The following is a 22,343-nucleotide window of genomic DNA, read 5'->3' as shown; positions in this document are numbered from 1 at the left end:
CTTCACTGCTTTAAGGCTTCCTGGCTAAGGCTTCCTACAGTAACTCTTTAAGATACTGACCGGTGTAGGATCCCTTAACCTCGGCGACTTGTTCAGGAGTTCCTTCTGCCACCACGGTTCCGCCTCCGGATCCACCTTCAGGACCCATATCGACAATCCAATCGGCAGCCTTGATCACATCAAGGTTATGTTCGATGATGATCACAGAGTTACCCTTATCCACTAGGCCCTGGATCACCATCATGAGCTTGCGAATATCCTCAAAGTGCAAACCAGTAGTGGGCTCATCCAAGATGTAAATGGTGCGTCCGTTGGAGCGTTTTTGTAGCTCAGCTGCAAGCTTCACGCGCTGAGCTTCACCGCCAGACAGGGTCGTTGCAGCTTGACCCAAACGCACATAACCAAGACCAACATCAACAAGCGTTGCCAAGTAACGGTGAATTGATGTGATGGGCTCAAAGAAGTCTGCTGCCTCAGAAATCGGCATATTCAACACTTCAGCGATATTTTTCCCCTTGTATTTCACTTCAAGGGTTTCACGGTTGTAGCGCTGTCCATCACATACTTCACATGGCACATACACATCTGGGAGGAAATTCATTTCAATTTTCAAGGTGCCATCGCCCTGGCATGCTTCACAGCGTCCGCCCTTGATATTGAAAGAAAAACGGCCGGGCTTATAGCCACGTACCTTCGCTTCTGTGGTCTCTGCGAACAAGGCACGGACTTTATCAAAAACGCCGGTATATGTTGCCGGGTTTGACCGGGGGGTTCGACCAATTGGCGATTGATCTACCTGAACTAATTTGTCCAAGTGTTCAAGACCTTCGACACGTTTTGCGCGTCCAGGCACCTGACGAGCGCGGTTCAGCTTATTAGCCAGTACCTTTGCCAAAATCTGGTTTACCAGCGTGGATTTACCTGAACCGGACACACCAGTGATGCAGCACAACACTCCGAGTGGAATTTTTACATCAATTCCTTGGAGGTTATTTTCTCGTGCTCCAACGACCTTGAGTTGTCGATCAGTATCAATCTCACGTCGGTTATCTGGAACTCCGAGTGTACGACGCCCCGAGAGATAAGCACCTGTCAGGGATTCCTCGCAGTCCAGGATTCCCTGCGGTTCACCCTGGTAGACTACTTCTCCACCGAATTCACCAGCACGTGGCCCGATATCAACAAGCCAATCAGCGCGCCTGATTGTATCTTCATCGTGTTCAACAACGATCAAGGTATTTCCGATATCTCGAAGGTGCTCGAGAGTGGTAATCAAGCGTTGGTTATCTCGTTGATGCAAGCCAATTGAAGGCTCATCAAGGACATAAAGCACACCAGCTAGACCGGAACCAATCTGGGTTGCTAGGCGGATGCGCTGAGCTTCACCGCCTGAGAGCGTGCCAGCAGCACGATCCAGGGTGAGGTACGCAAGACCCACATCAAGTAGGAACTTGAGGCGAGCGTGAATCTCCCTCAGTACGGCACCCGCAATCATTTCTTCGCGCTTACCCAGGGTGAGGTTATCCAAAAATTCGAAAGCTTCATGTACAGACAGGGCTGTTAATCCGGCAATAGACAGTGCTCCATGGCTGCCAGAATCTAGGCGAACCGCCAAAATTTCCGGCTTGAGACGAGCACCTTTACAGGTTTTGCAGTGCACTTCACGGGTGTAGCCCAGCAGGCGATCTTTTTGGGTTTCAGAATCAGTCTGTTCCAATTTTCGATCAAAATACCCCATGACTCCCTCAAAAGGAGCCGTCCATGAACGAACGCGGCCATACCTATTCTTATAGCGAACACTTACTTCTTCTTTAGAGCCATAAACTAATGCCTTCTTCTGCGCGGCAGTCAGCGTGCTATAAGGCGTTTCTGGATCAAAATCTAAAGCCTTGGCAAGGCCTTCAATTAACTTCTCGAAATAAGAGTGATTAGGGCTAGAGTTCCATGGCTGCACAGCTTTTGTTACTGGCGCATCTGGATCTGGGATGATCAGATCAATATCAACTTCAGTGCGCACGCCCAAGCCATCACACGCAGGGCAAGCACCATATGGCGAGTTGAAAGAAAATGCACGAGGTTCCAGCTCATCTACAGATAGTGCATGGCCATTAGGGCAGCTCATCTTTTCAGAGAATCGGCGGAGCCTATTGGGATCATCTTCAGCAAGCCCCACAAATTCCAGCACTGCCACGCCATCAGCCAAACGCAGGGCAGTTTCAATGGAATCAGTCAGGCGTTGCTTCTGGGTTGCCTTAACCTGCAAACGATCAACCACGACATCAATATCATGCTTAATTTGTTTTTCCAGCTTAGGTGGATCAGAGAGCTGATGCACTTCCCCATCGACCCGGACACGGGAATAGCCTTGGGATGCTAGATCTGCAAAAAGATCAACAAATTCACCTTTTCGAGTACGCACCACTGGCGCCAAGATTTGGAATTTCAGCCCTTCTTCCATCTCCAAGATCTGATCAACCATCTGCTGTGGTGTCTGCCGTTGCACAGGAGCGTCACAGACTGGGCAGTGTGCTGTTCCCGCGCGGGCGTACAACAAGCGAAGGTAATCATAGACCTCCGTGATAGTGCCCACCGTAGAACGCGGATTACGGTTAGTTGATTTTTGATCAATGGAGACAGCTGGTGATAATCCATCGATTAAATCAACATCCGGTTTATCCATCTGGCCCAAAAACATGCGGGCATAACTTGACAGTGATTCGACGTATCGACGCTGACCTTCGGCAAAAATAGTGTCAAATGCCAGGGATGATTTACCTGAGCCAGACAATCCGGTGAACACCACCATCGAGTCACGTGGCAGGTCAATATCCACACCTTTAAGGTTGTGTTCACGCGCTCCGCGCACTACTAGCCGATCAGCCACTGCTCAACTGCCCTTCAATAATCGGGTTAGATATCCTCAATACAACTTCGAACATAGCATCGAACAAGGTGTTTCCGCTAGTCTGAATCCTATGACTAACGATCTCACTCTGCACCATATTTCCGTGTCCCAAATGGACAATAATTGCTACCTTTTGGCGGCTAATGGAAACGGTTTACTCATCGACGCAGCAGATGACGCACCTGCTCTACTCAAACTAGCCGAAGATGCCGGCGTCACCATCACCAAGATCCTCACCACTCACCGCCACGCAGATCACGTTCGTGCACTGCCGGAAATTCTCCAGGCAACTGGTGCAACTCACTATGCGCCTTTCCTAGAAGTTCCCGCACTACCTGCGGCAGTCGATGTGGAACTGCATCATGGAGATTCAATCGAATTCGAAGGATATGTATTCCCTATCAGCATTCTTCGTGGACATACTCCAGGTGGCGCGATGCTCACCGCTGAAATTGATGGGAAAACTCACCTTTTCGTGGGTGACAGCTTATTCCCCGGCGGTTTAGGAAAAACAAGCAGCGAAGGCGACTTTGTTCGACTATTCAACGATGCCAAAGAACGCGTCTTTGACATCTACTCTGATGATTCCATTGTTTGGCCAGGTCACGGCACCAACACTACCCTCGGCGCAGAGCGTCCACAGCTTGAAATTTGGTGGGAACGACGTTGGTAGAACACACCTTGCCAACCAACTTGTCAATAGCTGCACTCCTTCCAGGTAATTTCCTGAAAATTTCCTTTAAAAGAGTCCAAGCAGCCAACGCATAGCCCATTACCTAGGTACCATCGATTGAGGAGAAAAATCTGAAATCGATCCAGTTGGCATATTCAGCCACCTTAAGCTGGACAACAGTATTTTGATTGGAGCATCACCATAATGATCCGTAAACTTGCTCGACCAATGCTTGCATCGTTCTACATCGCTGATGGCGCAGAAATAGTATTGAATACCAGCGCGCACGTCGAAGGCACGCAGCTCGTTCTGGATCGCATTCGTTATGTCCTTCCCCGTAAGTACGCAAAGCTCATTTCTAAGGATCCAGCACTTGTCGCTCGAGCCATTGGCGGAACCAAGGTTGGCGCAGGTTCACTTCTAGCAATCGGGCGTGCACCACGTACCTCCGCTGCTACCCTGGCCATCCTGACTATCCCAACTATCTTGGCCCGAAATGCGTTCTGGGAAACCCAAGATGCAGAGGAAAAGCGTAATCGTCGCAATGGATTCCTCACCAACATTGCTCTTCTAGGCGGCCTGTTCATCACTTCTGCCGACACTGAAGGTAAGCCAGGTGTGAAGTGGCGCGCCACCAACGCTGCAAAGCGCAGCAAGAAGCAGCTTCAGCAAGCACTGCCAACCAAATCTGAAACAGAAAAATTTGGGGACAAAGCTACTGATTGGTTCTCTGATACCTCTGAAAAGGTGACGGAGTACGCGCACACCGCACAGGATTTTGTTGGCGAGAATAAAGATGACTGGATCAAGAGCGCTACCGATACCGCTCACAAAGTAGCTGACTCTGTCAGCGACTATGCGCACAAGGCTTCTTCTTACCTCGAAGAAACCAGCGGTGAGTGGCTAGAATCAGCACAGGCCAATGCTAAGACTGCTCGTAAGTCTGCAGTGAAGGCAGCTGGAAAAGCACAAGACAAGGCAAACTTTGCCTTGCAGGTTGCAGAAGAAACCACCGGCCGTACGCAGAAGAAAGCCACCAAGAATTACGACAAGCTACAAAAGCAGGCTGACAAAGCAATCGGACGAGCTCAGGATAAATTGAAGCAGTTCAACAGCTAAGTCCATCTTTTTACGTGAAACCTTTTCCGCCACGTTGCCCATTTCTCCATGGGACAGCGTGGCGGTTTTTCACCCTTTCGTCCGGGTTCATATGGCATCTGGAATGATTGATAGCTCTTAAGTGTTGTATCTATTCCAGCTAAAACACTCTTCACACTTGCACCACATCAGGAAATAGGAGGCCTCCCGGAGTGACCACCACCAGGAATTCTGAGTCAGGATCAGATATCCACAACGCTCCCGCCATCGCAATCAGCCAGGAACAGGCTTATGTTGATGTACTTTTTGGTCGCCTTGACGATGAAGTAACCAGGTCTAATCAACGCCTCGCAGAGGTTATGAAAGACGTCGATCCATACAATCCCGATCCAGAAGCTTTGGTTCGTCGTGAGACCGAATACCACGGACTTAACCAGAAGCTGGACCGACTAAATCTTGCCCAACTTGGATTGGTTTTTGGTCGTATCGATGTGGAGTCCGTGGCAGAAGATGCCGAAAACCCTGTCGTAGGTCACCCCGGATTAGATCGTCGCTATATCGGACGCATGGGTCTAGATGTGCGAGAAGACAACTATCGCACCCTGTTGCTGGATTGGCGTTCCCCGATGGCCAGGCCTTTTTATCTGGCCACCACGGTCTCACCTGAAGGCGTGCACATGCGCCGCCACATCCGCACGCGCGGCCGTGTTGTCACTGGCGTCGATGATGAAGTGCTGTCCGGCAATTCTTCCGAAGCTCTCGAACAAGGTGGTGTCGGTTCCGAATCTGTGCTCCATCAAGCTCTTGAGCAGGCCCGCAGTGGCCATATGCGCAATATTGTTGAGACAATTCAGCGAGAGCAAGATGAAATTATCCGTGATACCACCCGTGGCGTCATGGTGGTTCAAGGCGGACCTGGAACTGGCAAAACTGCTGTTGCACTGCACCGCGTGGCTTATTTGCTGTACACATGGCGTGATCAGCTGGCTAAAACTGGTGTCCTCATCATTGGTCCAAATAAGACATTTTTGGAATATATTTCCCACGTTTTGCCTGAGCTTGGTGAAACCGGCGTGGTCCTCTCTACTATCGGAGAGCTCTTTCCTGGAATTGAACCAACAGGCAAAGAAAGCGCTTTGACCCGGGAAATTAAAGGCAGCGAAGAGATGGCCAATATCCTTGCCGAGGCAGTGAAGGCGTACCAGGTCACTCCTGAACGAACAATCTTTATCACTGTCGATGGCATTGAGATTTCCATCGATGAAAAAACCGTCGCCAAATCTCGCACGCGTGCACGCCGGGCTCGACAACCGCATAATATGGCTCGCCCCATTTTCCGCGAGCATTTGATAGAACAACTCGCCCACCAAATGGCGCAGATCATCGGCGCTGATCCACTGGGGGGCAAAAATCTGCTCTCCGCAGCCGATATCGATCAGCTTCATGATGATTTACTTGACGACGCGGCCCTACTGACCATCATCGACGATTTTTGGCCGGAGCTGCGGCCTCAAGATGTCCTGTACGACCTCCTCACCTCAGAAGAACGCATAGATGTAGCTGCTGCGGGATATGACGAAGAAACTAGATCTTCTCTACTGCGTGGTGAGCTCGATCCGTGGGCACCAACAGATGCAGCACTTTTAGATGAATTAGCACTACTCGTCGGGCTTCCTGATCCCGAAGAAGCACGCGAAAAAGCAGATGCCAAGTGGCGTGAACAAATTGAGGATGCGCAGGAAGTGCTCGATGTTCTCAGTTCTTCACAGTCTTCCGATATTGATGATGACATCGAAGCCGAAGTTCTCTCCGCTTTCGACGTCATCGATGCTGAAACACTCGCGCAGCGTCAAACCGTGACAGATAATCGCACGACTGCGCAACGTGCCCAAGCAGATCACAAGTGGGCTTATGGGCATGTCATTGTTGACGAAGCCCAAGAACTCAGTCCGATGGAATGGCGCATGGTCTTTCGACGCAGTCCGTCTCGGTGGATGACACTAGTTGGAGATATTGCTCAAACTGGTTCACCAGCCGGTGTTGATGATTGGGCAGAGTCCCTGTGGCCTTTCGTCGAAAAGCGTTTCAGGCACCACGAACTCACCGTCAATTATCGCACCCCCGCCGAGATCATGACTGTGGCCAATAAGCTGCTGGAAGACATCAATCCAAACATCGCGCCGGCGATGGCTATTCGAGAATCTGGCCGTGAGGTGCTGCAGTTGCCCATCGATGCCGATGTGGATGAGGTTATCCAGCGCTTAACCGAAGAAGATCCACGGCGAACAGTTGCTGTGATCTCCTCATATGAACACCATAGAGATAATTTCTATGTAGTGGATGATATCAAGGGCCTAGAATTTGACCATGTCATCGTGCTAGATCCTGCAGGAATTATCGAAGAATCCCCGCAGGGTCTGCAAGATCTCTACGTTGCAGTAACCCGTGCAACGCAGAGTCTCACCATCATTGGAGATCTTTAACCAAGTGCCTCAACAAATGAGGTGCTTGGACGACCAATGAGATCCTGCAGGTCAGTGCTCTCAGAATACAGCGCACCCTGAGCAATAATTGGATCCATACCAGCAAGTAGTCCTGCGAAATCTGCTGGAACTCCAGCTCCTTCCAGGACCTTTTGGTACTCCTCCACTGAAAGATCAGCGTATTCAACTTCCACGCCAATAACCTCAGCAATTGCGTGCGCGATTTCTGGATAGGTCAACGCAGGAGCACCAGCGAGCTCATATACCTTGCCTGCCTGGTTTTCACTGGTAATAACAACCGCTGCAGCTTCTGCAAAATCCTTACGCGCAGCACCTGAGACACGAGCTCCGGCAGCCGCTCCAAAGAACTTGCCAGTTGCCTTGGCCGCACCAATTGATGCTTCATAGTTTTCCCAGTACCAACCATTACGAAGCAAAGCGTGATCAAGTCCGCTTTCTGCAAGCAGCTTTTCAGTTGCCACATGTTCTGGAGCAAGTGCAAGCTCCGAAGTCTCAATGTTGAGCAAGCTTGTGTACGCAATGAATTTTACGCCGGCAGCCTTAGCTGCACTAATGATATTAGTGTGCTGTGCAATGCGCTGCCCCACCTCGCTACCGGAAACCAATACCAAACGATCTACACCGTCAAGTGCAGAGGTCAATGCTGCTTGGTCTTCATAAGATGCAACACCAAGAGTAATGCCACGTGCTTTGAGCTCTGCCGCCTTTTCTTCATTTCGAACAATTGCCACGATGTCAGATGCGGCAATTCCCTTCTCCAAAAGATTGTCAATGACAAATCCACCCAAAGATCCGGTTGCTCCAGTTACTGCAATACGCATTTTTACTCCACTCGTGTTGTTTGCGGTACAACTCGAAGATAGCACTAACTAAAAGTAAGTACAATACTTTTGTTAGATCAATGTTGGGGATAAGATAAGAAACCATGTCCACTTCCCCTGCAAAGCTCCCCGCAAATGTTTTCTCTTCCGCATGTTCATCACGCGGCGCATTGCACCATGTCACTAGCCGTTGGGGTGGCCTCACTATGGTTGCGCTGAAATTAAGTGACACCCCCATGCGTTTTGCTGAGTTGAGGCGAAAAGTAGATGGCATTAGTGATCGAATGCTATCCCAGACTCTTGCACAATTAGAACGAGACGGAATGGCTACCCGAACAATGCATAGCGCCATTCCCCCACACGTTGATTATTCACTTACACCGCTCGGGAATAAGATCGCTGAACCACTTCTCACCTTAATTAACACTGTGGAACAGGAACTAGAGCAGATACTTCACGCCCAAGAGGAATTTGATAAGCAGCACGCCGATTAATCTAAATTTCCGTACTTTCTCGGATCCCAAGGGCATACGTTCCTGTTTGAAGCCTTAAGTTTTTAGAATGAGTATTTATATGGGTTAAGTCTTACCAGGCGCTTAAAAGCGATTCTGAGAGGTCACTTTTTCTGGGGTTTGGGTAGGATTTTCCACTGGACCAAACGACAGTGCCCACGACACCGACTTTTAGACTTCCTGGGCAGCCTGGTTTGGTTTCGAAGTCTAGAAACCGGTCACAGATGCCCACGGATCAAATTTTTCCCTACTGTGGGCACTGTCGTTTGGTTTTACTACTTAGAGAACCCAATATCTGAAAAATAACCGATAAATAGCACCCCTTAAACCCAAAAACCGGCGCCACCCTCCACATTAGGAGGAAAACACCGGTTTTATGCGAGAATATTTAGCTCACTGTGTGCACAATCATGACATCACAATCAGACTGGCGCGCGACATCTGCAGGAACGGATCCCAGCAAACGGCCGGTCAGGGAGTTGATACCACGGTTACCCACAACGAGAAGGTCTGCCTGGTGATCATTAACGATCGCCATCAGTGCTTCAACTGGGGTGCCTGAACGAACTTCAGTTTCAATGGAGTTTGCGCCAACTGCACGTGCAGCGTCAGATGCCTTTTCCAGGTTCTCACGAGCAGGATCATCGCCAAGGATGGTCACAGAATCCTGACGCAAAGTCTTAGAAGCATCTTCCTTGCTTTCGTAATACGCACATCCGATGATCAAGGTGGCATCAAAAGCCGCAGCGATCCGTGCAGCCCGTTCAACCGCCAAAAGGGATGACTTGGATCCATCAGTGCCAACGACAATCTTGCTGTAATTCTCGCTCATGTGACCTTCCCAAATACTTATGACAGGGGCCCTGAAGAACGAGACCCCTGTATATCTGTAATTAGTGCCCAAGTCTAACAAAAGAATGAAAGCTTAAGTACTGTTTTCATGGGTTTAAGTGAGCAAGCAGACTTAGATGCCTGCATCCTTGATACCTCTCAGTTCTTTCTTGAGCTCAAAGACCTCATCGCGTAAGCGACCAGCGAGCTCAAACTTGAGCTCACGTGCGGCCGCAGCCATCTGAGCGCTGAGGTCGTCGATAAGCTTTTGCACTTCTTTTTCCGGCATGCTGGAGACATCTGGTTTGCTAACAACGGCAGTGTCTCCCGACACGGATGCACCAGATGATTCAGAAGCGTTATCATACACCTGGTCGAGAATGTCGGCGATCTTTTTGCGAAGTGGCTGCGGATCAATGCCGTGCTCCTTGTTATAGGCCACCTGCTTTTCGCGGCGTCGATCAGTTTCTTCGATGGCATTCTGCATTGAATCCGTGATTTTATCGGCGTACATGATTACTTCACCGGACACATTTCGGGCAGCACGGCCAATGGTCTGGATCAGTGAGGTGGTAGAACGCAGGAAACCTTCCTTATCGGCATCCAAGATCGTGACAAGAGAGACTTCTGGCAGGTCCAGGCCCTCACGCAGCAAGTTAATGCCAACCAGCACATCATATTCACCCAAGCGCAGCTGACGTAGCAGTTCAACTCGCTGCAACGTATCAATATCGGAGTGTAGATAACGCACCCGAATGCCATTTTCCAGCAGATAATCTGTGAGGTCCTCAGCCATCTTCTTGGTCAACGTAGTGACCAGGACACGCTCATTTTTATCTGTGCGCAGGCGGATCTCATGAATCAAATCATCGATCTGCCCCTTCGTAGGCTTCACGGTGACCTTTGGATCCACAAGACCGGTTGGACGAATTACCTGCTCCACGAATTCACCCTCAGCGGCAGCAATCTCAAACTTGCCTGGAGTTGCAGACATAAAGACTGTTTGTCCACGGCGCTCATCAAATTCTTCCCAGGTCAATGGCCTATTATCCATCGCGGATGGCAGGCGGAAACCGAATTCCACCAGGTTGCGCTTACGGGACATATCGCCCTCGAACATGCCGCCGATCTGTGGGACGGTCACATGGGACTCATCGATGATGGTGAGGAAATCTTCTGGGAAATAATCAATCAATGTCGCAGGCGAAGTGCCCTGCCCACGGCCATCAATATGTCGCGAGTAGTTCTCAATGCCTGAACAAAAACCAACCTGTTCAATCATTTCCAGGTCATATTCAGTACGCATCCGAAGACGCTGTGCTTCCAGCAGCTTGCCGCGGTTTTCAAGATCAGCGAGGCGATCTTCCAGTTCCGCCTTAATATCTGCGACCGCTTTTTCCATACGCTCAGGACCTGCAACATAGTGAGTTGCCGGGAAAATGCGGATCTCTTTCACATTGCGGATCACATCGCCAGTAAGCGGATGGATATAGTACAGCGCATCAATTTCATCGCCGAAAAATTCAATGCGCACCGCTAACTCTTCATAGGCCGGAATGATATCCACGGTATCGCCCTTGACGCGGAACGCACCTCGAGTAAAGCCCACATCATTGCGTTCGTACTGAATATCTACCAGCAAGCGTAGGAAACGATCCCGATCAATCTCCTCGCCAACATTTAAAACCACAGAGCGGTCCAAATAAGACTGTGGTGTGCCCAAGCCATAAATACACGACACCGAAGACACCACCACGACGTCACGCCGGCTCAACAGACTAGACGTTGCAGAGTGACGCAAACGCTCCACATCCTCATTGATCGAGGAATCCTTTTCAATATAAGTATCAGTCTGCGCGATATACGCTTCTGGCTGGTAGTAATCGTAATAAGACACGAAATACTCCACCGCGTTATTGGGCAACAGCTGCCGCAACTCATTGGCTAACTGCGCAGCCAACGTCTTATTCGGCGCCATTACCAAAGCGGGACGCTGCTGCTTTTCGATCAACCACGCAGCCGTCGCTGATTTACCCGTACCAGTAGCACCCATCAACACCACGTCACGTTCACCGCGGTCTAAGCGCTCATCGAGTTCTTTAATAGCCGCCGGCTGATCACCCGCAGGCTGGAATTCACTAACGACGACAAATTCGTCATCACTACGCTCAATATCACCCACCGGGCGATGCTCAGAATGGGACAGGACAGGTTGTTCAGCAGCAAAAGCCATGCATTCAAGGATACGCCACAGGGGCGACACGTTGCGGGCCGCCGCAAAACCACACGCAAACAGATGCTTTCGACGTCTCACCCCAAGTTTCGACATCCTTCATCACCCGGACATACATTCCGTTAAAGTCAGAGGTTAGACCTGTTTAACCAGCTAAAAATTCCAGATGAAATGAGAGACTCATCATGCGCGGCCCTAAAAGAACCACATCCCCGTTTTTTCGTGATGTACTACAAGTCGGCACCATACTTGGGGCACTTGCTCTAATTTTGATCATTATTTGGATCGACATCTCCACCACCCTCTGGCAAGAGATGGTGATTCTTTCCGGACTGGCAGCAGGTCTCGTTTCTTTCTTACTCACAACAGTATTTATTAACCGTTTTCATCAACGCCAACTCGAAGCCAGATGGGAACCAGTCACCCACATGGCGCTGACTTCCTTACTTCATCAATTGGCGGATGAAAAGCACAGTGACCTCAGTCGTGGTGCAATTTCCCCACGGTTTTTAACTATCCCCTCAGCAATTGACTCCCCGAGCCTTCATATCCAATTAGAAAAGCTCCGACACATTATTTTCAAAGAGCAAAACCATCTCACGTCTGTCTTGGGAAGATGGTCTGAATTCCTCACGTCAACAGGCAATAACACAGATATTCTTCGTACCGCGGCAGAGCTCGCGCTACAGCTTGAACAGGTCCGAGACTCTGCGCTTGAAACTGAACAACGTCTTGCTGCTACTAATACAACGACACTGCCCCACGACATACTCACGGAGTTAACACAGGAAATAAACTCCTGCAATGATCAGCTCTCCTCACTTATTGATTCCTTGAAGACAAGAAAAAGTGAGCATAGCCGAATCTAAATAACCCACCGTCATTTTATGTGACGGTGGGTTATTTTTAGTTCACTCGACCAAGAATTTCTGCAATGAGGCGGTCTGCTTCTTTACGTAGATCCTCTAGAGATCCATTATTATCCACAACAACATCTGCAGCTTTAAGGCGCACATCGTCTGGAACTTGAGAGGCAATTCGACGCCTGACGTCTTCTTCCGTTAGGCCTCGTTTTGCCACTAATCTGCGGACGCGTTCTTCTACGTCAACGTCAACTACAACCACAAGATCCATCTTGCGGTCGAGCCCCTTTTCTACAAGCAGCGGCATATCGTATACCGCAACTTTTTCTCCATTAGCTTCGGCTTCCTTGAAGCGGCTGGCTGATTCTTCAGAGATTCGAGGGTGGGTAATCGCATTTAACAGCGCTGTTTGTTCTTCGCTAACAAATGCTTTGGCGGCTAAACCTGCACGATCCAAAGTGCCGTCAGGTTTGAGAATGTCCTGGCCAAAAGCTTCAGCAAGCTCTGCTAATGCTGGCTGACCAGGTTCGACGATATCGCGAGCAACTTGATCTGCATCGACGATAATAAATCCTTCAGATGACAAAAGATCGGCAACGGTAGATTTACCGCTGCCGATCCCTCCAGTTAATCCAATTCGCAACATGGATCCCAGATTACTCGTTCTTGCCGTTGACCTTAATTACAGTCCTGGAAGAATCTGCATGAGCTGCAGGAATACCTTCAATGTCGCCGAATTTTGCAGCATTTGATACTACAACCGGGGTGATAAGAGGCAAATCCTTTGAGCGAATGAAGTCTGCATCAAAGGTGATCAAAGGATCTCCTGCTTTAACTTGTTGTTTGCGTACAACATGAACTTCAAAGCCTTCTCCACCAAGCTGGACAGTATCCAAGCCAACGTGGATGAGGATTTCAACGCCGCTGTCCAAACGCAATGCCACAGCGTGACCAGATTTCTGCACCAGGATAACGGTGGCATCAGCTGGTGCTACAACAGTGTTTCCAGTTGGTTCAATGGCGATACCTGGGCCAAGCTTCGCTGCTGCAAAAATTGGGTCTGGGACTTCAGACAACGGCACAGCACGACCCTCAAGTGGAGAAACGATTTCTACCATTTCACCAGCTATCAACTTGGGCTTGGCTGCAACAGCCGTTGCTGCAGCGGTGGTACCAGCTGCAGCAACTGGAACCTGTGCTGGAGCTACAGTATTTTCTTCTGACTTCTTCTCTGCTTCTACCTTGGCACGGGCTTCGTCACGTTCTGCATCAGAGCGGTAATCGAGTGCCAATACGAGGAACATTGAGGTGAAGAACGCAACAGCAATACCGACGGTGTATCCCAACCAAGGGTCCATTGCAGGAATGGTGAGCAAGGAGGTGAACACGAAGGCGTATGCCTTGATATCGAAGATTCCCATTACGATACCGCCGGCCAAACAGCCTGGCAGCAAACGGAAGTAGGTCTTCTTAAATCGAAGAAGCACACCGTAGAGGGAAGGCTCGGAAATACCGCCAAGCAAGCCAGCTAGCATACCACCGAGGGAAACCTGGCGCATGGCCTTGTTTCGTTCACGGATAGAGAGCAGGAATACGCCAGTTACGAGGCCAAAGCAGGCAAAGTTCCATGCACCCATTGGGCCCTGGATGAAGTCATATCCCAAGGTGCTGATGTTTTGAATCATGATGGCGTTCAAAGGCCAGTGCAGTCCAAGAGGAACCAAGAATGGGTAAAGCAGCGGAATCACGATAGAGAGAATGAATGGGCTGAAGTTATTAATTGATTCCAGCACGTTCGAAATACCATTACCCACACCAATACCGAATGGTCCGAGCAAGAAAGCAGTTGCTGGGATCATGATCAGCAGTGAGAAGAATGGCACGAATACCATCTGGACGGCTTCTGGAATGATCTTTTTAAGACCCTTTTCCACCCAGTACAATCCAACAGCTGCAATCAGCGGTGGGAATACCTGGCCGGAGTAATCATTAAGAACCATCGGCAGACCAAAGACGGTAACGGAATCGCCTGCAGCTCCCAAAGCCAAGAACTCTGGAGTCAACAGCGCTGCTGGGATAGCTGCACCGATCCACTCATTGGCTCCCAACTTCCTAGCTGCAGTAGCACCTACCATGATGGGTAGGAAGTAGAACACCGAACGCCACATAGCGTGCAGGAACACATAGGTGGATGGCTGCTCATCCATTGGTGCACGGAAGTCCTGCATGCCGAAAGTATCAGCGAGTACCAGCAAAGTGATGATTAGTGAGGCACCAAGCAATGCCCACAGAACTGGTCGGAAAGTATCAGACAAGAACTCAAAGGCATAGTCAATCCATGAGTATTTGCCACGGACTCCGCCGTATTCCTTCTTTGATGAGCTCTCCTCGCTATCGCTGTCAGCGAAGTGCTTCATACCGTCCAACTTCAGGATTTCTTGGTAATAATTGGCAACAGAGCCGCCCATTACAACCTGCATTCCTGTAGATCCTTGAGGTACAACCCCGAGGACCGTTGGATCAGAATCTAGCTCTTGTTGATCGACAATTGATTGATCCTTCACTTGAAAGCGAAGGCGGGTCGCGCAGTGAGTCATCGACGTAATATTGTCTGGTCCACCAAGGTTTTCCAGAATATGTTGCGATGTCGTCGTTAGTTTGGACGCCATGTCAAACCTTTCTAAACGTAGGGCCTGTCTTCTGAAGGGGTCATGTGCCTTATCCACTTCAGAGGCACGCCCTTACGAAATGGGCCGAAAAAGAATCGGGTTCAATTCCTCAGCGCCTATCACTTAACTGGCAATGCCCCTTTATGCGTGAAAACGATTGCATAACAGGTAAAATTTTTTACTCGGCAGCCCGAGCTCCACCACAAGAACACTGTGATGGATCACACTCATTTTCAATTAAGCGATAAGTCACCCATCATAATATGCCCGAAGCAAATGCAAAACAAGCTGAATACATACAAACCAAAAAGGTAATACGTTTGAGTGCGCCCGACCTGCAACTCTGAAAAATGCACAACAGCAACACACTTCCCAGTAACCCAAAACCGCCCCAATAATATGAGCACGCTCCGCCCTAAAGCCGGGCCCCACCCTACCCGATGAAAAAATCGGGGAACACTTCTTTAACCTCTGTGATATTTCAGGTTTAAGTAATTTAATGTGACCTGCACCACTGCCCGCGCTGGCGGCTCGGAAAATATATAAGGTAATAAATACAATTAATATGGCAATAAATTGACACACTTTTTTGATCTAATTCACATATGAATGACAAGAAAAACCCCTTCAAAACGTCCTTACGCCGGAGCTCTAATCAAATAGCCAATTCCGCCCACCTAAGACCGCCCGCAATCAGGCTTTAAACTCCCCTTGAGGTGCCTAAGCAGTAAATAATCCCTCCTACGGAAAATACTTTTTCCACACAGCACTGCCCCGCTGCCGATCCCCAGTCCACGGCAAGGCCCTAAAGTTAATCCCCACAAATTCAAACAATAGGACTTCACGCCGCTACCCGCAAAAAACCCACGCATAACAAAACACCCCACACTCCGCCCTTTTTAACAAAGGGAAAGTGTGGGGTGTTTATGCGGAGCAAACTCTAAGAAGTGTTGCTGTCAACGTCAGCAAAACCTCTTAGAGGTGCAGCAACTATTAGTTGCCTGCAAGCTTCTCGCGAAGAGCAGCGAGCTGCTCATCGGAAGCGAGGGAGCCAGCGGTCTCTTCAACTGCTTCTGCTGCAGGTGCATCTTCTGCAGAATCAGTGGAGTAGTTGCCTGCTGGAGCCTCAGCTGCAGCCTCTTCAGCCTGCTGGCGGCGACGCTCGATCTGAGCGGTGTGAGACTGGTAGCGACGCTCGGACTCTGCGTAGCGTGCTTCCCAAGCCTGACGCTGCTCGTCGAAGCCTTCGAGCCATTCGTTGGTCTCTGCATCGAAGCCCTCAGGGAAGATGTAGTTACCCTGCTCGTCGTAAGAGTCAGCCATTCCGTACTTGGATGGGTCGAACTCTTCGGTGTAATCTTCGTCAGCCTGCTTGAGGGAGAGGGAGATACGACGACGCTCGAGGTCGATATCGATGACCTTGACCATGACTTCTTCGCCAACTGCGACGACCTGGTCAGGGACCTCAACGTGGCGCTGAGCCAACTCGGAGATGTGAACGAGGCCTTCGATTCCCTCTTCGACGCGAACGAACGCACCGAATGGAACGAGCTTGGTGACCTTGCCTGGCACGATCTGGCCCACAGCGTGGGTGCGTGCGAAGACGCGCCATGGATCTTCCTGAGTTGCCTTCAGGGAGAGGGATACGCGCTCGCGGTCGAGATCGACCTCGAGAACCTCAACGGTGACTTCGTCGCCAACGGTGACAACCTCGGATGGGTGGTCAATGTGCTTCCAAGAAAGCTCGGAAACGTGAACCAGTCCGTCGACACCGCCGAGATCGACGAATGCGCCGAAGTTGACGATGGAAGAGACGACGCCCTTGCGGACCTGGCCCTTCTGAAGCTGGTGCAAGAACTCGGAGCGGACCTCAGACTGGGTCTGCTCGAGGAATGCGCGACGGGACAGAACAACGTTGTTGCGGTTCTTGTCCAGCTCGATGATCTTAGCTTCGAGCTCCTGGCCGATGTATGGATCCAGGTCGCGGACGCGGCGCATCTCGACGAGGGAAGCAGGCAGGAAGCCACGCAGTCCGATGTCGATGATGAGGCCACCCTTGACGACCTCGATGACGGTACCGGTGACAGGCTCGTCCTTTTCCTTGAGCTCCTCGATGGCGCCCCAAGCACGCTCGTACTGAGCACGCTTCTTGGAAAGGATTAGACGGCCTTCTTTGTCTTCCTTGGTGAGGACAAGAGCGTCAATTTGGTCGCCGACTTCGACAACCTCGTCTGGATCGACATCGTGCTTGATGGAAAGCTCGCGGGATGGGATAACACCCTCGGTCTTGTATCCGATGTCGAGAAGTACCTCGTCACGATCGACCTTAACCACGGTGCCTTCGACGATGTCGCCATCGTTGAAGTACTTGATGGTTGCGTCAATTGCTGCAAGGAAGTCCTCAGCAGAGCCAATGTCGTTGATGGCTACCTGAGGTGCATTATTGGTGGGCATGTGTAAATTGCTCCGAAATGGATAGGAAATTCGAAAATGGACAGGAGGCAATGTCTTTCAAATGCCCTGTGTAGACGGGGTTTTGATCTCACGTTCACGTTCGATATGTTTTCCTACAAGAACACACCGATACATGACGCAACGACACGCCCTATAAACAGTACGCCGTTTATGCAGCTAGAGCAAATAGAATTGCAACAATGCGCACGTACGATACCAATGGGACACATGAGAAATCTTCTGCACCACAATTGAGCGACTTTTCTCAGGCCAATAGATATTGGTGGGACATAGACGCTGATGATTATCACACCCGCCATCCGGAGTATCTCGGAAATGATTCTCCTCATGGCGAATTTTATTGGTGCCCGGAGATGCTCCACGAAAAAGACGTCCGCCTACTTGGCACAGCGGAAGAACTTGCGAACAAGAAACTTCTTGAAATCGGCTGCGGCTCCGCCCCTTGTGCGCGTTGGCTCGCTAATGAGGTTCCCGAAGCTTTTGTCACCGCTTTTGATATTTCCGCCCAGATGCTGAGCTATGCAGGTCAAGATCATGGAGCACACCTGGTCCAAGCCGATGCGATGTCACTCCCCTACGCTGATAACTCTTTTGATGTTGTCTTTTCCGTTTTCGGAGCGATCCCTTTCGTGGAGGATTCCGGAGCACTGATGAAGGAAATTGCGCGTGTCCTCAAACCGGGCGGACGCCTTATTTTCTCCATCACGCACCCGATGCGCTGGATTTTCCTCGACGATCCAGGCGCCGCAGGGCTAACTGTAATCACCAACTACTTCGATCAAAGCGGCTATGTCGAAGAAGATGAGGACACCGGTACCTTGAGCTATGCGGAACAGCACCGCACCATGGGCGCGCGGATTAAGGAGCTTATCGACGCCTCCTTCCGGTTCGATCAGCTCATCGAACCAGAATGGCCCGATGAGCTGAAGGACAACTGGGGACAGTGGTCACCACTTCGTGGCAAGCTTTTCCCCGGTACGGCCATTTTCGTGGCCACACTTGAGGGCTAAATTTCGCCCTTAGTGTGCTGCGGCATCCCAGTTAGTGCCATCGCCTGCGGAAACTTCTAGAGGAACAGATAGTTTGATGGCACTATCCATTTCATGCTCCAAAATTTCGCGTACTTGTTCTAACTCGCCGGCTGCTACTTCCACGACCAATTCATCGTGAACCTGCAGTAGGACGCGAGATTTCACGGCAGCTTGTTTGAGGGAACGATCAACACGAATCATCGCCACCTTAATAATGTCTGCGGCAGTGCCCTGAATCGGAGCGTTCAACGCAGCACGTTCTGCATTCTCCCTGGCAACGCGATTATCTGAGGTGAGCTCTGGCAGGTAACGGCGGCGCCCAAAGAGCGTTTCGGTGTAGCCAGCCTTGCGGGCCTCTTCCACAATTTCGCGCAGGTAACGCTGCACACCACCGAAGCGCTCAAAATAAGACTCCATGATTTTCTTCGCTTCACCAGCAGGAATGCTGAGCTGCTGAGACAAACCAAACGCAGACAAACCATAAACAAGACCATAAGACATAGCCTTGACCTGACGACGAAGCTCAGGTGTCACGCCATCAATAGGCACATTAAACACCTTGGAGCCCACATAGTTATGGAGGTCTTCGCCTTCGCGGTAGGCCTCAATCAAACCTGGGTCCTGGGAAAGGTGCGCCATCACGCGCATTTCAATCTGGGAGTAGTCGGCGGTGAGCAGGGTTTCATAGCCTTCGCCAACAATAAATCCAGAACGAATCTTGCGTCCAGCTTCCGTGCGTACTGGAATGTTCTGCAAATTAGGGTCCGTTGAAGACAAACGGCCGGTAGATGCGACTGTTTGGTTAAACGTGGTGTGAATGCGTCCATCAGGAGCGACTTCACGGATGAGACCTTCCAGGGTGGTCTTCATCTTTTGGTACTGGCGGTGCGCCAACAAGTGATCCAAGAATGGGTGTGGATTCTTGATTGCCAGAGCTTCGATTTCCGCTGCTGCCGTGGAATAGCCCGTCTTGGTCTTCTTGGTCTTTGGCATGCCAAAGGTATCAAAAAGTACAACTTGCAGCTGCTTCGGGCTAGACAGGTTCAGGGTTGGATCTTCAGCGAGCTCGCGGGCTGCTTCTTCTTCCTGTGCAACTTGACTAATAAATGTCTTGAGCTGCTCTTCAAGAGTCTCCACATCAACAGCGATGCCAATGGATTCCATGCGCGCCAAAATTCCCGACAGCGGAATTTCCAGGTCATAATAAAGCTCAAAAGCCTTAATATCTTGAAGCTGCTTGGTGAGTTCTTCAGACAATTCCAAAATCGCAATGGCATCGTCTACTAAAGATTGATCATCGGCAGCATCGAGCAAAGTCAATTGTCCACCATTGTCATTGGTGGAAAGCTGTCGCTGAAGATGCCGTTGGTAGACGTCGGCAAGCTCGTAGGTGCGCTGCCCTGGACGCAGCAAATAAGCCGCGATGGCCGTGTCATGGACCACGCCGCGCAAATCAAAACCGCGACCAGCGAGCATGTGATAGGCGGCTTTAGCGCCGTGCAACAGTTTCGGATCCTCAGATGCCAACCACGTTGCCAAGGCCTGCTCGTCTTCGGCGGAAATATCGGCTAGATCAGCCAGCACCGCGTGGCGCTGCGTATCGGCAATCGACACCGCATAGGTATCGCCACCTGCAGGTTTAGCCACGCCAGTCAGCGCCAGCGAAAGCGCCTGGCCAGCACGCGCCGGCAGCCATTGCGCCAAAGATTGCGTATCGACGACCACCTGTTCCGCTTCAACCTCCACCACTGGGGCTACTGTTCCCTCGGTTTTCACCACCGCAAGAACGCGTTCACGCAAATTAGTACCAAATTCCAGATCATCGAACTTGGCAGCCACTTCTGCCACCTGAGCTGGTTTCATCTCCATATCATCAGGGCCAACAGGCAGTTCCAGATCCTTCACCATTTCCGTCAAACGATGGTTCATCCGCACCTGCTCAATGCGTTCACGGAGGTTCTCGCCGACCTTGCCCTTGATCTCATCAGCATGATCCAGCAGGTTATCCAAAGTTTCATATTGAATAATCCACTTTGTCGCGGTCTTTTCACCGACACCAGGAATATTAGGCAAGTTATCGGAAGGATCACCACGAAGCGCCGCAAACTGCGGATACTGCTGCGGCGTCAAACCATATTTCTCCTCAACTGCTTCAGGAGTAAACCTGTGCAGAACCGACACACCCTTCATCGGATACAGCACCGTGGTGGTGCCATTGACCAACTGGAAGGAATCACGGTCACCGGTCACGATCAACGTCTTGAAGCCCAACGGCTTCGCCGCAACAGCAAGAGTTGCGATAACGTCATCCGCCTCGAAGTCAATCTTCTCCACAGTCGTAATACCCAACGTGGCCAACACCTCTTTAAGGATCTCCACTTGACCCTTGAACTCAGGCGGAGTGGCATCACGCTGCGCTTTATACGCCGGAAACATATCCGTACGGAAGGTCTTACGTCCCACATCAAAAGCCACAGCGATATGCGTAGGCTTTTCTTCCTTCAACAACGTGGACAACATCGAGAGAAAGCCATAGACAGCATTAGTGGCCTGCCCTCCCGACGTAGAGAAATTCTCTGCAGGAAGAGCAAAGAACGCACGGAAGGCCATGGAGTGGCCATCAATAAGCATTAAGGTCTGGTCAGTCTTCTCAGTCACGCCTCCCGAGTGTAGGCGAGAGCCAAAACCCACGACACATTCACCCAAATCAGAGCCCCAATTTCCATTCCGAATCACTAATGGTCTAATATTATTTCCAGTCAGCAAGACGCGCTCAGAAAACACTTGAGCTTGTTTTGTTATTGATTAATGCCCTTGTAGCCCAATTGGCAGAGGCAACGGATTCAAAACCCGTCCAGTGTCGGTTCGAGTCCGACCAGGGGCACCACTTAAAACCTCCGACACACTGTTTATACAGTGTGTCGGAGGTTTTATTTTTTCAACGCAGCGTAATAAAGCCCTATATCTGTCCCACATGTCGTGGAATTGTCGTGGCTAATTTCGGGGAAAGGGTGTGCAGACGGAAACTTGAAAGGTTTATACCAGTGCACCGTCATTACACGCTGAAAGAACACAAGAAGCCTTTAGTACGTGACTGTAAAAACCTATGACTACGCATAGTTAAGACAAGTACTCAAATTCGTCTCAGTCCTTAGAGGCAAGAAACAAGGTCAGAAAGCGGGCCAGGTATCGTTCCTTCATTTGCCATTCGAGTCCAGTTGCCTACTGCGGATAAACCTTCAGGATCACTAGCGCCAGAAATCACGAAGAATTCCAAAGCTTTTCCAAATCACTATCCGTTGAAATATAAGAGGACCATTCTCCTCCGAACTCTCTCACCCTGAGTTCTCCTATAAACAGAGCTGCCTTATTAACTTCCTCCCCATTCTTTGAAAACAGCCTTTGCCGACTTCCTAACTGCGTCAAGAGAAACCGATTTCTGATCAACGGGATAAATTATCGAAGGGTCGCATTTCCAAGCTCGCGATTATGCATTTCAAATCAACTCCCACGGCATTAAATCAAGGGGCATATAAATGAATTTCAGCTTATTCCAAGTTGAAATGCATTCTCCTGAATTATAAGAACTCAATAAATAAACAAGTTTCAGAACTTGATATCACCACGAAAATCTTCGTAGAAATCGCTCAAGCTCTTTCATTCTCCGCATATAGATAAGATCTGACTACCTACAGTCATTATGCAACTTCCCAAGAACACTGCCATAC

General features: G+C 50.1%; 14 protein-coding genes and 1 tRNA gene. 7 read left to right on the top strand and 8 right to left on the bottom strand.

Going from position 1 to position 22,343, the window contains the following annotated elements:
* Positions 1–34 precede the first annotated feature (34 nt).
* Positions 35–2,884 (bottom strand): excinuclease ABC subunit UvrA, encoded by a 2,850-nt coding sequence (gene uvrA / locus ccrud_RS06605; protein WP_066565428.1) that lies wholly within the window; start codon positions 2,882–2,884, stop codon positions 35–37.
* A gap of 91 nt (positions 2,885–2,975) precedes the next feature.
* On the opposite strand from uvrA, the gene ccrud_RS06600 reads away from it, so the two are divergent.
* The 3 genes from ccrud_RS06600 to ccrud_RS06590 all read left to right on the top strand — a co-directional run bounded on the left by ccrud_RS06600 (position 2,976) and on the right by ccrud_RS06590 (position 7,159).
* The gene (locus ccrud_RS06600; protein WP_066565423.1) at positions 2,976–3,578 is read left to right on the top strand and encodes an MBL fold metallo-hydrolase; all 603 of its coding nucleotides are present in this window, start codon (positions 2,976–2,978) and stop codon (positions 3,576–3,578) included.
* 204 nt (positions 3,579–3,782) lie between these two features.
* Positions 3,783–4,697, top strand: a complete 915-nt coding sequence (locus tag ccrud_RS06595) for a DoxX family protein (protein WP_066565422.1) — start codon at positions 3,783–3,785, stop codon at positions 4,695–4,697.
* A gap of 191 nt (positions 4,698–4,888) precedes the next feature.
* Positions 4,889–7,159 carry a HelD family protein gene (locus tag ccrud_RS06590; protein WP_066565421.1) on the top strand — a complete coding sequence of 757 codons (2,271 nt, stop codon included), beginning with the start codon at positions 4,889–4,891 and terminating at the stop codon, positions 7,157–7,159.
* On the opposite strand, the gene ccrud_RS06585 is transcribed toward ccrud_RS06590, so the two are convergent.
* A complete protein-coding gene (locus tag ccrud_RS06585; RefSeq protein ID WP_066565420.1) occupies positions 7,156–8,001 on the bottom strand; it encodes an SDR family oxidoreductase in 846 nt (281 codons plus the stop codon). The two genes, ccrud_RS06590 and ccrud_RS06585, sit on opposite strands and share 4 nt — an antisense overlap.
* A 104-nt stretch (positions 8,002–8,105) precedes the next feature.
* Here ccrud_RS06585 and ccrud_RS06580 point away from each other — a divergent pair, with 104 nt between their 5' ends.
* On the top strand, positions 8,106–8,495 hold the full coding sequence (locus ccrud_RS06580) for a winged helix-turn-helix transcriptional regulator (RefSeq protein WP_066565418.1): 390 nt from the start codon (positions 8,106–8,108) through the stop codon (positions 8,493–8,495).
* Positions 8,496–8,901: 406 nt separating this feature from the next.
* On the opposite strand, the gene ccrud_RS06575 is transcribed toward ccrud_RS06580, so the two are convergent.
* Positions 8,902–9,345 carry a universal stress protein gene (locus ccrud_RS06575; RefSeq protein ID WP_066565416.1) on the bottom strand — a complete coding sequence of 148 codons (444 nt, stop codon included), beginning with the start codon at positions 9,343–9,345 and terminating at the stop codon, positions 8,902–8,904.
* 132 nt (positions 9,346–9,477) lie between these two features.
* Positions 9,478–11,577 (bottom strand): excinuclease ABC subunit UvrB, encoded by a 2,100-nt coding sequence (gene uvrB, locus ccrud_RS06570; protein WP_066569635.1) that lies wholly within the window; start codon positions 11,575–11,577, stop codon positions 9,478–9,480.
* 185 nt (positions 11,578–11,762) lie between these two features.
* On the opposite strand from uvrB, the gene ccrud_RS15710 reads away from it, so the two are divergent.
* Positions 11,763–12,446, top strand: coding sequence for a hypothetical protein (locus ccrud_RS15710; RefSeq protein ID WP_099092688.1), 684 nt, complete (start codon positions 11,763–11,765; stop codon positions 12,444–12,446).
* Positions 12,447–12,483: 37 nt separating this feature from the next.
* On the opposite strand, the gene coaE is transcribed toward ccrud_RS15710, so the two are convergent.
* From coaE to rpsA, 3 genes are all read right to left on the bottom strand, one after another.
* Positions 12,484–13,086: a dephospho-CoA kinase gene (coaE, locus tag ccrud_RS06555; RefSeq protein ID WP_066565413.1), complete on the bottom strand. Its 603-nt coding sequence runs from the start codon at positions 13,084–13,086 to the stop codon at positions 12,484–12,486.
* A gap of 10 nt (positions 13,087–13,096) precedes the next feature.
* Entirely contained in the window at positions 13,097–15,109 is a 2,013-nt protein-coding gene (locus ccrud_RS06550) for a glucose PTS transporter subunit IIA (protein WP_066565409.1), read from the bottom strand.
* 993 nt (positions 15,110–16,102) lie between these two features.
* A complete protein-coding gene (gene rpsA, locus ccrud_RS06545; protein WP_066565408.1) occupies positions 16,103–17,563 on the bottom strand; it encodes a 30S ribosomal protein S1 in 1,461 nt (486 codons plus the stop codon).
* Positions 17,564–17,814: 251 nt separating this feature from the next.
* Between rpsA and ccrud_RS06540 the strand changes: the two genes are divergently transcribed.
* Positions 17,815–18,594 carry a class I SAM-dependent methyltransferase gene (locus ccrud_RS06540; RefSeq protein WP_074025441.1) on the top strand — a complete coding sequence of 260 codons (780 nt, stop codon included), beginning with the start codon at positions 17,815–17,817 and terminating at the stop codon, positions 18,592–18,594.
* 9 nt (positions 18,595–18,603) lie between these two features.
* On the opposite strand, the gene polA is transcribed toward ccrud_RS06540, so the two are convergent.
* On the bottom strand, positions 18,604–21,246 hold the full coding sequence (polA, locus tag ccrud_RS06535; protein ID WP_066569632.1) for a DNA polymerase I: 2,643 nt from the start codon (positions 21,244–21,246) through the stop codon (positions 18,604–18,606).
* Between the two features lie 179 nt (positions 21,247–21,425).
* Between polA and ccrud_RS06530 the strand changes: the two genes are divergently transcribed.
* Positions 21,426–21,502, top strand: a tRNA-Leu gene (locus ccrud_RS06530).
* Positions 21,503–22,343 lie beyond the last annotated feature (841 nt).

The organism is Corynebacterium crudilactis (genome assembly GCF_001643015.1).
GTDB classification, from domain to species: domain Bacteria; phylum Actinomycetota; class Actinomycetes; order Mycobacteriales; family Mycobacteriaceae; genus Corynebacterium; species Corynebacterium crudilactis.
The sequence above is the reverse complement of the archived record's forward strand: the minus strand, read 5'-3'. Positions and strand labels throughout refer to the sequence as shown.